Annotated in this window: 14 protein-coding genes and 1 rRNA gene; 7 read left to right on the top strand and 8 right to left on the bottom strand. The window is 52.7% G+C overall.

The genetic code is table 11. The features are described from left to right. Positions 1-6 precede the first annotated feature (6 nt). Complete coding sequence (locus OGX89_RS02740; protein ID WP_008786273.1) at positions 7-396, top strand: VOC family protein; 390 nt, start codon at positions 7-9, stop codon at positions 394-396. Between the two features lie 61 nt (positions 397-457). Further along, positions 458-1,753 (top strand): tRNA lysidine(34) synthetase TilS, encoded by a 1,296-nt coding sequence (tilS, locus tag OGX89_RS02735; RefSeq protein ID WP_126956849.1) that lies wholly within the window; start codon positions 458-460, stop codon positions 1,751-1,753. A 42-nt stretch (positions 1,754-1,795) separates the two neighbouring features. Here the strand turns inward: tilS and rof are convergent, their stop codons facing one another. After that, the gene (gene rof, locus OGX89_RS02730) at positions 1,796-2,056 is read right to left on the bottom strand and encodes a Rho-binding antiterminator (RefSeq protein ID WP_003018503.1); all 261 of its coding nucleotides are present in this window, start codon (positions 2,054-2,056) and stop codon (positions 1,796-1,798) included. Continuing rightward, positions 2,043-2,243, bottom strand: a complete 201-nt coding sequence (locus tag OGX89_RS02725) for a YaeP family protein (RefSeq protein WP_126956847.1) — start codon at positions 2,241-2,243, stop codon at positions 2,043-2,045. Before OGX89_RS02725 ends, rof begins: the two co-directional genes overlap by 14 nt. Positions 2,244-2,431: 188 nt before the next feature. Between OGX89_RS02725 and OGX89_RS02720 the strand changes: the two genes are divergently transcribed. The 3 genes from OGX89_RS02720 to nlpE are packed head-to-tail and all read left to right on the top strand — an operon-like array spanning position 2,432 to position 4,125. Next, entirely contained in the window at positions 2,432-2,977 is a 546-nt protein-coding gene (locus OGX89_RS02720) for a YaeQ family protein (protein ID WP_003018497.1), read from the top strand. Next, positions 2,974-3,396 carry an alternative ribosome rescue aminoacyl-tRNA hydrolase ArfB gene (gene arfB, locus OGX89_RS02715; RefSeq protein WP_003829151.1) on the top strand — a complete coding sequence of 141 codons (423 nt, stop codon included), beginning with the start codon at positions 2,974-2,976 and terminating at the stop codon, positions 3,394-3,396. The genes OGX89_RS02720 and arfB overlap by 4 nt, the downstream gene beginning before the upstream one ends. 30 nt (positions 3,397-3,426) lie before the next feature. Beyond that, the gene (gene nlpE, locus OGX89_RS02710) at positions 3,427-4,125 is read left to right on the top strand and encodes an envelope stress response activation lipoprotein NlpE (RefSeq protein WP_085951559.1); all 699 of its coding nucleotides are present in this window, start codon (positions 3,427-3,429) and stop codon (positions 4,123-4,125) included. 44 nt (positions 4,126-4,169) lie between these two features. Here the strand turns inward: nlpE and proS are convergent, their stop codons facing one another. From proS to metN, 6 genes are all read right to left on the bottom strand, one after another. After that, on the bottom strand, positions 4,170-5,888 hold the full coding sequence (proS, locus tag OGX89_RS02705; protein ID WP_003829149.1) for a proline--tRNA ligase: 1,719 nt from the start codon (positions 5,886-5,888) through the stop codon (positions 4,170-4,172). A 113-nt stretch (positions 5,889-6,001) separates the two neighbouring features. Beyond that, positions 6,002-6,709: a tRNA (N6-threonylcarbamoyladenosine(37)-N6)-methyltransferase TrmO gene (gene tsaA, locus OGX89_RS02700; protein ID WP_003829147.1), complete on the bottom strand. Its 708-nt coding sequence runs from the start codon at positions 6,707-6,709 to the stop codon at positions 6,002-6,004. Then, positions 6,706-7,110, bottom strand: coding sequence for an envelope stress sensor lipoprotein RcsF (gene rcsF, locus OGX89_RS02695; RefSeq protein WP_003018477.1), 405 nt, complete (start codon positions 7,108-7,110; stop codon positions 6,706-6,708). Before rcsF ends, tsaA begins: the two co-directional genes overlap by 4 nt. Before the next feature lie 116 nt (positions 7,111-7,226). Continuing rightward, a complete protein-coding gene (metQ, locus tag OGX89_RS02690; RefSeq protein ID WP_003829145.1) occupies positions 7,227-8,042 on the bottom strand; it encodes a methionine ABC transporter substrate-binding lipoprotein MetQ in 816 nt (271 codons plus the stop codon). A 44-nt stretch (positions 8,043-8,086) separates the two neighbouring features. Beyond that, the gene (locus tag OGX89_RS02685) at positions 8,087-8,740 is read right to left on the bottom strand and encodes a methionine ABC transporter permease MetI (protein WP_003018471.1); all 654 of its coding nucleotides are present in this window, start codon (positions 8,738-8,740) and stop codon (positions 8,087-8,089) included. Beyond that, the gene (gene metN / locus OGX89_RS02680; protein WP_003829140.1) at positions 8,733-9,764 is read right to left on the bottom strand and encodes a methionine ABC transporter ATP-binding protein MetN; all 1,032 of its coding nucleotides are present in this window, start codon (positions 9,762-9,764) and stop codon (positions 8,733-8,735) included. Before metN ends, OGX89_RS02685 begins: the two co-directional genes overlap by 8 nt. Positions 9,765-9,953: 189 nt before the next feature. Here metN and gmhB point away from each other — a divergent pair, with 189 nt between their 5' ends. Both gmhB and OGX89_RS02670 read left to right on the top strand, forming a co-directional pair. Next, a complete protein-coding gene (gene gmhB, locus OGX89_RS02675; RefSeq protein WP_003829138.1) occupies positions 9,954-10,520 on the top strand; it encodes a D-glycero-beta-D-manno-heptose 1,7-bisphosphate 7-phosphatase in 567 nt (188 codons plus the stop codon). Between the two features lie 369 nt (positions 10,521-10,889). Next, positions 10,890-12,431: ribosomal RNA gene (locus OGX89_RS02670) — 16S ribosomal RNA — on the top strand. Positions 12,432-12,441 lie beyond the last annotated feature (10 nt).

Here is a 12,441-nt window from a genome sequence, read left to right as displayed (position 1 = left end):
GACGCTATGCTGGGATTAAAACAGGTTCACCATATTGCCATTATTGCGACGGACTACGCGGCGAGTAAGGCATTTTACTGCGATGTGCTTGGCTTTACACTGATGAGCGAAGCCTATCGGGAAGAGAGAGACTCGTGGAAAGGCGATCTGGCATTGAACGGCCAGTATGTGATTGAGCTTTTTTCTTTCCCGTTTCCACCTTGCCGTCCGAGCCGACCGGAAGCCTGCGGTTTGCGTCATCTGGCGTTCAGTGTGGAGGATGTGGAAAAGTCGATCGCGCATCTGGAAGCACACCACGTGAAGTGTGAATCCATACGTATCGATCCATTTACCGGTAAACGCTTTACGTTTTTCAACGATCCGGACGGATTGCCCCTCGAACTGTACGAGATGTAAGGCTTGTCATTGTGGTGTTAGCCCGGTAACGTGCCGGGCAATGCCATTGTAAGTAACCATCATGACGACACTCACGCTGAACACTTCACTGCTGAATTTTCAATCGATTTTGGTCGCCTTTAGCGGCGGGCTGGACTCAACCGTACTCCTGCATCAGCTGGTGCAGTGGCGAGCGCAGCATCCTGAGGTCGCTTTACGCGCAATCCATATTCATCACGGATTAAGCCCACATGCAGACAGTTGGGTGCAGCACTGTGAGTCAGTATGTATGCAGTGGCAGGTGCCGCTGGTGGTTGAGCGGGTACACCTTGAGGATGATGGTCTGGGCATCGAAGCTCAGGCACGACGCGCGCGCTATCAGGCATTTGCGCAGACCTTACTACCGGGCGAGGTGCTGATGACCGCCCAGCATCTCGATGACCAGTGTGAAACCTTTTTGCTGGCGCTTAAGCGCGGTAGTGGTCCTGCCGGACTTTCCGCCATGGGCGAAAACTCACCGTTCGCCGGAACCCAGCTGATTCGACCGCTGCTGGCGCAAACGCGAGAGGCGCTAGAAGCATGGGCGCGGCAGCATGAATTATGCTGGATTGAAGATGAAAGCAATCAGGATGATACCTACGATCGCAATTTCCTCAGATTGCGCGTTACCCCATTGCTGCAACAGCGCTGGCCGCACTTCGCGCAAGCCGTAGCCCGCAGCGCCGCGCTGTGTGCTGAGCAGGAGAGTTTACTGGATGAACTGCTGGCCAGCGATTTAGCCGATTGCATCACAGCCCACGGCACATTGTTACTGGTACCGTTAATGATGGTGAGCGACGTGCGTCGTGCCGCGCTGCTTCGTCGCTGGCTGGCGGGGTTAAATGCGCCGATGCCTTCTCGTGATGGACTGGAACGTATCTGGCAGGAAGTGGCGCTGGCGCGGGAAGATGCCTCACCCTGTTTTCGCCTTGGGGAGTACGAGGTCCGTCGTTATCAGTCACAGCTGTGGTGGGTGAAGTCAGTCGATGGGCAAAGCGAAACCATTATCCCATGGTTAGAGTGGAAAACACCGTTGGCGCTGCCTGCCGGATTGGGTTCGGTTCAGTTAATCTCTGCGGGTGAATTGCGCATGCCGCAAGAGGATGAAACCGTCAGCATTCGTTTCAAAGCACCAGGCTTATTGCATATTGTCGGGCGTAACGGTGGACGGAAATTAAAGAAAATCTGGCAGGAGCAGGGGATCCCGCCCTGGCGACGAGATACCACACCGCTGCTGTTTTACGGCGAAACGTTGATTGCGGCTGCGGGTGTTTTCGTGACGCGTGAGGGAGCGGCGGAAGATGAAGAAGGCGTGAGTCTGGTTTGGCGTGGAAAGTAGGCCGGATAAGATGCTTTGCACCGTCATCCGGCACCAAAATAATCAGGATTCGCTGACCACCACAGTACCGATCTGCGGGTGGCTGAAGCTGGCAATTTTGTCGAGGCGAAGCTCCCGGGTTTCACCTGCGACATCTGCGACCAGATACTCCACGTTTTTGCGTGAAACCAGGTCGTTCGCTTTCGCCTGCAAAACTTCGCCATCTTTTAACGCCAGCGTCAGTAACAAATGGTGCTGGCAGGCGAGTTCAAGATTGTCGTAATCATCGCAGTTGATGGGTTGATACGTTTCATTCATTGACATAATCGCTCACCAGTAAGTTCGCGGCAGCATAGGCCGCTTTTTCCCTGACCGACTCTGGAAGGGCGCTGTCTGCCGCCACTTCATTAAGCACCTTCAATACGCAACCCTGCGCATCCGGGATATACCCTAAGTCTCCGCTGGCGATTTCCGCGTACCGCTTGCGTATTAACTCACAATATTTTTCCACATGCCCTCCTGTCAGCACTCTGACTTAACCGTGGATGCAAGTCTAAGCCTACGAAGATAAACTCTGTTTAGCAAGGTGACTATACCATACTCATTCAAGCAATATCAGCGTCTTGATAGATGAGCAGTTAGCAGCCTTTTGCCGCAGTTTTCGCTACAATGTGCGCCTGATTCGAAAGGAGTTCTCCCATGGCGCTTAAAGCGACAATTTATAAAGCCGTCGTCAACGTAGCGGATCTTGACCGCAACCAGTTTCTTGACGCGGCCTTGACGCTGGCGCGTCACCCCTCTGAAACCCAGGAGCGCATGATGCTGCGCCTGCTTGCCTGGATTAAATATGCCGATGAGCGGCTGCAGTTCACGCGTGGCCTGAGCGCGGAAGACGAGCCTGAAGCATGGCTGCGTAACGACCATCTGGGCATCGATCTTTGGATTGAGTTGGGTCTGCCGGATGAGCGCCGTATCAAGAAAGCCTGTACCCAGTCTGGTGAGGTTGCTCTGTTTGCCTACAACAGCCGTGCGGCTCAGATCTGGTGGCAGCAAAACCAGAACAAATGTGCGCAGTTTAAAAATCTCACCGTGTGGTATCTGGATGATGAACAGCTGGCGCAACTGAGTGATTTTGCTGGTCGTACAATGGCGCTTCAGGCGACTATTCAGGACGGCGCTATTTGGCTGTCCGACTCTCAGAACAATCTGGAAATTCATCTGACCGCGTGGCAGCCGCGTTCATGATTGTTATCTCCCGAAACGTCTCTATCCCTGATAATGAGCTGGAAATCACGGCGATTCGGGCACAAGGCGCGGGTGGTCAGCACGTTAACAAGACCTCGACGGCTATCCATTTGCGCTTTGACATTCGGGCCTCGAGCCTGCCAGAGTATTACAAGGAACGCCTGCTGGCTGCCAGCCATCATCTGATTAGCGGCGATGGCATTATTATCATTAAGGCGCAGGAATACCGTAGCCAGGAGCTCAATCGGGAAGCGGCAATCTCCCGACTGGTGGCGGTGATAAAAGAATTAACCGCGGTGCAAAAAAGCCGACAGGCAACTCGTCCTACGCGCGCCTCGAAAGAGCGCAGGTTGTCATCGAAGGCGCAAAAATCCACAGTGAAAGCACTGCGCGGGAGAGTTCGTCGAACGCAAGACTGACGAGCGGGAATAAAAATAAATAAGGAATTGATAGTGAAAACAGCAATATTGTCCGTGGTCGCTGCATGCACGCTTTTTTCCTTGATTGGCTGTAATAACCGTACTGAAGTTGAAGTACTACAGCCGACGCGGGCGGCAGAATTAAAACCGATGCAGCAAAGCTGGCGTGGCATCTTACCTTGTGCGGACTGCGAAGGGATTGAAACCTCTCTGTTTCTGGAAAAAGACGGCACATGGGTGATGAACGAACGCTATCAGGGCGTGCGGGATGAACCGTCTTCATTTGCCTCTTATGGCACATGGGCGCGTACAGCCGACAAACTGGTGCTGACCGACAGCAAAGGTGAGAAGTCGTACTACCGGGCTAAAGGCGAGGCGCTGGAAATGCTCGATCGTGAAGGTAACCCGATTGAGTCACAGTTTAATTACACGCTCCAGCCGGTTTCCGCCAGCTTACCGGTGACGCCAATGCCGATGCGAGGCATGTATTTCTATATGGCTGACGCGGCAATCTTTACCGACTGCGCAACGGGTAAACGGATGCCGGTGGCGAATAACGCTCAGCTTGAACGCGACTATTTAGCCGCTCGTGCGGAAAACGGACAGTCCGTACTGCTGACGCTTGAGGCGCATTTCACGTTGGAGTCAAACCCGGATACGGGTGAGAAAGTGAAAACGTTGATGGCGGATAAAGATGCGAAATTTATCCCTGGTAAAGCGTGTAATTAATCGATAGAAAAAAGGCCCTGATAATCAGGGCCTTTTTGTTGGTATTAGCCTTTAATGGCTTTGACCAGGAAGTCGACGATGTCGCCGGTTTTAATCAGCTCTTTCTCGCCGTTACGACGGTATTTGTATTCGATATCGTCGTTATCGAGGTTACGGTCGCCCAGCACGATGGTGTGTGGGATACCGATCAGTTCCATATCGGCAAACATCACGCCCGGACGCTCTTTACGATCGTCCATCAGCACTTCGATACCCTGCGCGCGCAGCTCAGCGTACAGCTTTTCAGCCAGCTCCTGCACACGGTAGGATTTGTGCATGTTCATCGGCAGAATAGCGACCTGGAACGGGGCAATGGCATCTGGCCATACGATGCCACGATCGTCAAAGTTCTGTTCAATAGCCGCGGCAACCACGCGAGTGACCCCGATACCGTAACAGCCCATAGTCAGCGTCTGGTTACGGCCATCTTCGCCCTGAACAGCGGCTTTCATCGCTTCAGAGTACTTGGTACCCAACTGGAAGATGTGGCCGACTTCGATACCGCGTTTGATCATCAGCGTACCTTTGCCGTCCGGGCTAGGGTCGCCGGCGACCACGTTACGGATGTCAGCAACTTCCGGGGTGGCCACATCGCGATCCCAGTTGATACCGAAATAGTGTTTACCGTCGATGTTGGCACCGGCAGCGAAATCGCTCATTACTGCAACGGTACGGTCGATAACCACCGGAATTGGCATATTCACCGGACCGAGCGAGCCAGGACCTGCTTTTACCAGCGCACGAATTTCTTCTTCGGTGGCAAAGGTCAGTGGGCTGGCAACCTGCGGCAGTTTTTCTGCTTTGACTTCGTTCAGCTCGTGATCGCCACGAACCAGCAGGGCGACCAGCGGGTAGCTGCTGCCTTCAACCGCTTTCACCAGCAGGGTTTTCACGGTTTTTTCGATAGGCAGGTTGAACTGCTCAACCAGTTCGGCGATGGTTTTAGCGTTCGGCGTATCTACCAGCGTCATTTCCTGGGTTGCTGCCGCGCGCGGCTCTTTCGGCGCAACGGCTTCGGCAAATTCGATGTTCGCCGCATAGTCAGAGGAATCGGAGAAGATCACATCGTCTTCGCCGCTCTGCGCCAGCACCTGGAATTCGTGAGAGGCGCTGCCGCCAATAGAACCTGTATCCGCTTGTACTGCACGGAAATCCAGCCCCATACGGCTGAAGATTTTGCTATACGCAGCGTACATCGCGTCGTAGGTTTCCTGCAGGGATTCCTGAGAGGTGTGGAAAGAGTATGCATCTTTCATCAGGAATTCGCGGGAGCGCATCACGCCGAAGCGCGGACGGACTTCGTCACGGAATTTGGTCTGGATCTGATAGAAGTTCAGCGGCAGCTGTTTGTAAGAGCTCAGCTCGTTACGGATCAGGTCGGTGATCACTTCTTCATGCGTTGGGCCGAGGACGAACGAACGATCGCCACGGTCAGCAATACGCAGCAGTTCCGGGCCGTATTGTTCCCAACGGCCGCTCTCTTCCCACAGTTCAGAAGGCTGAACGACCGGCATCAACACCTCGATCGCACCGGCGTTGTTCATCTCTTCACGCACGATGTTTTCGACTTTTTTCAGGACGCGCACGCCGGTCGGCAGCCAGGTATATAACCCGGAGGCCAGCTTGCGGATCATCCCGGCGCGCAGCATCAGCTGGTGGCTGATGACTTCGGCGTCGGCAGGTGTCTCCTTCAGAGTGGAGAGCAGATATTGGCTAGTACGCATGTTGTTACGGTTCCAGTTGAACGATCGAACAGGCTCAAAACGAGCCTGGCACAAAACAAAAGTGGTTTAGTTTACCAGCGAGAAAGGGATGTCAAAAGAGTACGCGACGCAAATTAGCGGGCTTCCAGAGCAAAGACCTCAAATCCTGACGGCGTGACGCGCCAGCGGACGTTAAAGTCCAGCAGCCAGACGGCGTAGGTTTTGCCTTCTTCCTCGTTTTTACGGTAGGCAGGACGCGGATCCTGCGCCAGCACTTCGGCAATAAACTGACGAAGATGCGGGTAACGTTGTTCGAGCTTCGGTAGCTGCTCCGCGAGATCTTCACTGAACGTCACGTCTACGCTGGCCTGGGGGGCATCCTGAGCATAGCTGGCACGAGCATCGGGTAACGATTCGGCAAACGGCAGATACGGTTTTATATCTACGACTGGCGTGCCATCAACGAGATCCAGCCCACCGAGTTCGAGGATCACGTGCTCTTTATGGCAGCGGATGCCCCGTAGCTCAACCAACGACATGCCAACAGGGTTAGGACGAAACGTTGAACGCGTGGCAAAGACACCCATTCTGGCGTTGCCGCCAAGGCGGGGAGGGCGCACGGTCGGACGCCATCCACCTTCCATTGTCTGGTGAAAAACAAAAATCACCCACAAATGACTGAAGGCTTCCAGGCCGCGAACGGCATCGGCCTGGTTATAAGGTGCGAGCAAATGCAGTTCACCGCTGGCGCTTTTCACCAGACCGGGCTGGCGTGGAACGGCGAACTTTTCTTTATAAGGTGAGCGGATAACGCCTATTTGCTCGAACTGAAAATGGCTCATTTCGCCGAAATGTTCAGTGCAGAACCGATACAAACCGCCTGGCGATAGCAACCCGGCGTTCCGCTGGTCACTTCGCAACTGTGCAGCAATACCGCATTAGCTTTCATTTTTGATGCGTTAATCTGCATGCGTTTGCGTGCGGTTGGAATGCTCGGAGGGGAATCCTGGTTTGAAGCCTGGCAGGATTCACCGCTAACTTCGCCAAGATCGCGGAACGGTTTGCCTACTAAATCTTCAGCGTTAGTAATGATTCTTACCGGCGTAGCGCGCGGTGCTTTCGGTTTTTCCGGCTCCGCTTTCGGCGGGGTTGCGGTGCTTTGAACGGGTTCAACAGGGGATCTGCTTAACATAGAACAGCCGCTCAGCAAGAGTGCTACTAAACAGATCGGTAAAGCACGCATAATATTTCCTCAATGAATGATCTAAACGTCAGATATTGAATCAGGTGCTTGCATAAATGACAAGACGGGCAAGCGCCCGTCCTGATGATATTACAGATTCTGTAAACAGCCTAAAATTACCAGCCCTTAACAGCACCGCCGTTGAAGACTTTGTTTGCTGCTTCGTACACTTCGTCAGACTGGTATGCTTCAACGAATTTCTTCACGTTCTCAGCATCTTTATTGTCTTCACGAGTCACAATCAGGTTTACGTACGGGGAATCTTTATCTTCAACAAAGATACCGTCTTTTGCCGGAGTCAGGCCGATCTGGCTGGCGTAGGTGGTGTTGATGACCGCCAGTGCGATTTGTGCATCGTCCAGGGAACGTGGCAGTTGCGGTGCTTCAAGTTCAACCAGCTTCAGGTTTTTCGGGTTTTCAATCACGTCCAGCGCGGTCGGCAGCAGGCCAACACCGTCTTTCAGTTTGATTAAGCCCACTTTTTGCAGCAGCAGCAAGGAACGACCAAGGTTAGTCGGGTCGTTTGGAATCGCGACCTGGGAACCGTCCTGCAGCTCATCCAGTGATTTGATTTTTTTGGAGTAGCCCGCAATCGGGTAAACAAAAGTATTGCCTACAGCAACCAGCTTGTAACCGCGATCTTTGATCTGCTGGTCCAGGTATGGTTTGTGCTGGAAGGCGTTAGCATCGATATCGCCTTTGCTCAGCGCTTCGTTAGGCAGAACGTAATCGTTAAACGTGACCAGCTCAACGTCCAGACCGTATTTTTCTTTTGCTACTTTCTGCGCGACTTCTGCAACCTGCTGCTCTGCGCCAACAATAACGCCCACTTTGATGTGATTAGGATCTTTTTCATCCTGACCACAACCCACAAGTGCCAGAGAACCGATCAGGGCTCCAACTGCCGCAAAGGTTTTGAATTTGAACGCCATGCTTATTTCCTTTTCTTAATGAGTTTTTAGTGTTGTGTGCAACGTTATTTGTGCGTGACAGCCCGGACGATGCGATCGCCGGATAACTGAATTAAATAAACCAGAACGACGAGCAATACCAGTACTGTATTCATTACGGTAGCGTTGTAACCAATATAGCCGTACTGATAGCCAATCTGTCCAAGACCACCGGCACCGACGGCACCGCCCATCGCGGAGTAACCAACCAGCGTGATAAGGGTGATGGTGGCCGCATTGACCAGTCCTGGCAGCGCTTCTGGCAGTAATACCTTACGTACAATTTGCAGCGGCGTGGCGCCCATCGCACGAGAGGCTTCTATCAGCCCGGTCGGGATTTCGAGCAGCGCGTTTTCCACCATACGGGCGATAAACGGCGCGGCACCGACGGTCAGCGGAACGATAGCGGCCTGCAGTCCGATAGAGGTGCCTACGATCATGCGGGTGAACGGAATCATCCACACCAGTAAGATGATGAACGGGATGGAACGGAAAATGTTCACCAGCGCAGAGAGCGTACGGTAGAGCTTCGCGTTCTCAATAATTTGTCCCGGACGCGTTACGTACAGCAACACGCCGACCGGCAGACCAATCACAAAGCCAAAAAAACCGGACACAAAGGTCATTGCCAGCGTTTCCCATACGCCGCGAACCAGCAGCCACATCATCGGCTCAGACATAACCCAGTACCTCTACTTTTACATGGTGTTCCTGCAACCAACTGATGGCTGCTTGTGTATCTTCCTGTGTGCCGTGCATTTCAGTCAGCATGATGCCGAACTTCACGCCGCCGGCGTAATCCATCTGCGCGCTAATAATATTGTTATTCACATTAAAGCGACGGGCCGTCTCAGAAAGTAGCGGTGCATCGACCGAATGGCCGGTGAATTCCATACGCAGCATCGGCACGCTGTCGGCTTCCGGCTCCGCTTTTAAACGTTCCAGATAATCTTCCGGAATATCCAGGTGCAGCGTGGACTGGATAAATTTCTGTGCCAGCGGCGTTTTCGGATGAGAGAAAACTTCGCTGACGGTGTCCTGCTCAATCAGTTCACCATTACTGATGACCGCCACGCAGTCACAAATACGTTTTACAACGTCCATTTCGTGGGTAATCAGCAGAATGGTGAGTCCCAGACGACGGTTAATATCTTTCAATAATTCCAGAATTGAGCGGGTCGTTGCCGGATCGAGTGCGCTGGTAGCTTCATCGCACAGCAACACTTTGGGATTACTTGCCAGCGCACGGGCGATCGCCACACGCTGTTTTTGTCCACCGGAAAGGTTGGCCGGGTAGCTATCGTGCTTGTCTCCAAGACCAACCAAATCCAACAGTTCTGTTACGCGGCGTTTGATCTCTTCTTTTGGCGTGTTATCCAGTTCCAGCGGTAGTGCGACGTTACCGAACACCGTACGGGAAGAGAGCAGGTTAAAGTGCTGAAAAATCATGCCGATTTGGCGGCGAGCTTTAGTCAACTCCGACTCAGAAAGCGTGGTCAGCTCCTGACCGCCAACCTGAACGCTGCCTTCGGTAGGGCGTTCGAGTAGGTTAACGCAGCGGATGAGCGTACTTTTACCAGCACCGGAGGCGCCAATAACGCCATAAATCTGCCCGGCAGGAACATGCAGGCTGACATTATTTAGCGCCTGAATGGTGCGAGTCCCCTGCTGGAACACTTTGGTGATATTCGAAAGTTTAATCATTGGTTATTTATTATCGTAATTAAGTTAGCCGTGGCATTTTCGTCTGTCAGGTACGGTCGAAGCCGTCAACAAGATGGATGTTAAGGCATCCAGACGTCTAAATCAATCGGGCTTTGCACGATGAGCACTTTCTTGCCCGCTGAAACATGCGATACTAGAGTCACATGCCTTATTCAGGAGCTATAAAAGGTGGCAAAGTCTGTACCCGCAATTTTTCTCGACCGTGACGGTACCATTAATGTGGACCACGGTTATGTACATGAGATCGACGAGTTTGAGTTTATCGACGGCGTTATTGATGCCATGCGTGAACTTAAAAAGATGGGTTACGCGCTTATTATCGTGACGAACCAGTCTGGTATCGCGCGTGGTAAATTTACTGAGGCGCAGTTTGAAACGTTGACCGAATGGATGGACTGGTCGCTGGCCGATCGCGACGTTGAGCTGGATGGCATCTACTACTGCCCGCATCACCCGCAGGGTACTGTAGAAGAGTATCGTCAGGTCTGCGACTGTCGTAAACCACATCCTGGCATGTTTATCTCCGCCCGAGACTTCTTGCACATCGATATGGCCGCTTCTTATATGGTAGGCGACAAAATTGAAGATATGCAGGCGGCGGCAGCTGCGAATGTTGGCACGAAGGTATTGGTGCGCACAGGAAAACCCGTCACGCCGGAAGCAGAAAATGCGGCAGATTTGGTCATAAATAGTCTGGCAGACCTGCCAATGGCGATAAAAAAGCAGCAAAAGTAAGCGTTGTGGATAAAAGGTGAGCGGTTGAAACAAAAATGCATTTTTCCGCTTGTCTTCCTGAGTCGACTCCCTATAATGCGCCTCCATCGACACGGCGGATGTGAATCACTTCACACAAACAGCCGGTTCGGTTGAAGAGAAAAACCTGAAAATGAGGGTTGACTCTGAAAGAGGAAAGCGTAATATACGCCACCTCGCGACAGAGCGCTAAAGCGCGTCGCAACTGCTCTTTAACAATTTATCAGACAATCTGTGTGGGCACTCGAAGATACGGATTCTTAACGTCGCAAGACGAAAAATGAATACCAAGTCTCAACGAGTGAACACGTAATTCATTACGAAGTTTAATTCATTGAGCATCAAACTTTTAAATTGAAGAGTTTGATCATGGCTCAGATTGAACGCTGGCGGCAGGCCTAACACATGCAAGTCGAACGGTAGCACAGAGGAGCTTGCTCCTTGGGTGACGAGTGGCGGACGGGTGAGTAATGTCTGGGAAACTGCCCGATGGAGGGGGATAACTACTGGAAACGGTAGCTAATACCGCATAACGTCGCAAGACCAAAGAGGGGGACCTTCGGGCCTCTTGCCATCGGATGTGCCCAGATGGGATTAGCTAGTAGGTGGGGTAACGGCTCACCTAGGCGACGATCCCTAGCTGGTCTGAGAGGATGACCAGCCACACTGGAACTGAGACACGGTCCAGACTCCTACGGGAGGCAGCAGTGGGGAATATTGCACAATGGGCGCAAGCCTGATGCAGCCATGCCGCGTGTATGAAGAAGGCCTTCGGGTTGTAAAGTACTTTCAGCGAGGAGGAAGGTGTTGTGGTTAATAACCGCAGCAATTGACGTTACTCGCAGAAGAAGCACCGGCTAACTCCGTGCCAGCAGCCGCGGTAATACGGAGGGTGCAAGCGTTAATCGGAATTACTGGGCGTAAAGCGCACGCAGGCGGTCTGTCAAGTCGGATGTGAAATCCCCGGGCTCAACCTGGGAACTGCATCCGAAACTGGCAGGCTAGAGTCTTGTAGAGGGGGGTAGAATTCCAGGTGTAGCGGTGAAATGCGTAGAGATCTGGAGGAATACCGGTGGCGAAGGCGGCCCCCTGGACAAAGACTGACGCTCAGGTGCGAAAGCGTGGGGAGCAAACAGGATTAGATACCCTGGTAGTCCACGCCGTAAACGATGTCGACTTGGAGGTTGTGCCCTTGAGGCGTGGCTTCCGGAGCTAACGCGTTAAGTCGACCGCCTGGGGAGTACGGCCGCAAGGTTAAAACTCAAATGAATTGACGGGGGCCCGCACAAGCGGTGGAGCATGTGGTTTAATTCGATGCAACGCGAAGAACCTTACCTACTCTTGACATCCAGAGAACTTAGCAGAGATGCTTTGGTGCCTTCGGGAACTCTGAGACAGGTGCTGCATGGCTGTCGTCAGCTCGTGTTGTGAAATGTTGGGTTAAGTCCCGCAACGAGCGCAACCCTTATCCTTTGTTGCCAGCGGTTCGGCCGGGAACTCAAAGGAGACTGCCAGTGATAAACTGGAGGAAGGTGGGGATGACGTCAAGTCATCATGGCCCTTACGAGTAGGGCTACACACGTGCTACAATGGCATATACAAAGAGAAGCGACCTCGCGAGAGCAAGCGGACCTCATAAAGTATGTCGTAGTCCGGATTGGAGTCTGCAACTCGACTCCATGAAGTCGGAATCGCTAGTAATCGTGGATCAGAATGCCACGGTGAATACGTTCCCGGGCCTTGTACACACCGCCCGTCACACCATGGGAGTGGGTTGCAAAAGAAGTAGGTAGCTTAACCTTCGGGAGGGCGCTTACCACTTTGTGATTCATGACTGGGGTGAAGTCGTAACAAGGTAACCGTAGGGGAACCTGCGGTTGGATCACCTCCTTACCTTAAAGAA

The organism is Citrobacter sp. Cpo103 (genome assembly GCF_030332605.1).
Classification (GTDB): Bacteria; Pseudomonadota; Gammaproteobacteria; order Enterobacterales; family Enterobacteriaceae; genus Citrobacter; species Citrobacter portucalensis.
This window is presented reverse-complemented; position numbering and strand designations above follow the sequence as displayed.

Coding starts and splice junctions, on each gene's coding strand:
- OGX89_RS02740 (WP_008786273.1), top strand. CDS start 7: ATGCTGGGATTAAAACAGGTTCACCATATTGCCATTATTGCGACGGAC.
- tilS (WP_126956849.1), top strand. CDS start 458: ATGACGACACTCACGCTGAACACTTCACTGCTGAATTTTCAATCGATT.
- rof (WP_003018503.1), bottom strand. CDS start 2,056: ATGTCAATGAATGAAACGTATCAACCCATCAACTGCGATGATTACGAC.
- OGX89_RS02720 (WP_003018497.1), top strand. CDS start 2,432: ATGGCGCTTAAAGCGACAATTTATAAAGCCGTCGTCAACGTAGCGGAT.
- arfB (WP_003829151.1), top strand. CDS start 2,974: ATGATTGTTATCTCCCGAAACGTCTCTATCCCTGATAATGAGCTGGAA.
- proS (WP_003829149.1), bottom strand. CDS start 5,888: ATGCGTACTAGCCAATATCTGCTCTCCACTCTGAAGGAGACACCTGCC.
- tsaA (WP_003829147.1), bottom strand. CDS start 6,709: ATGAGCCATTTTCAGTTCGAGCAAATAGGCGTTATCCGCTCACCTTAT.
- rcsF (WP_003018477.1), bottom strand. CDS start 7,110: ATGCGTGCTTTACCGATCTGTTTAGTAGCACTCTTGCTGAGCGGCTGT.
- metQ (WP_003829145.1), bottom strand. CDS start 8,042: ATGGCGTTCAAATTCAAAACCTTTGCGGCAGTTGGAGCCCTGATCGGT.
- OGX89_RS02685 (WP_003018471.1), bottom strand. CDS start 8,740: ATGTCTGAGCCGATGATGTGGCTGCTGGTTCGCGGCGTATGGGAAACG.
- metN (WP_003829140.1), bottom strand. CDS start 9,764: ATGATTAAACTTTCGAATATCACCAAAGTGTTCCAGCAGGGGACTCGC.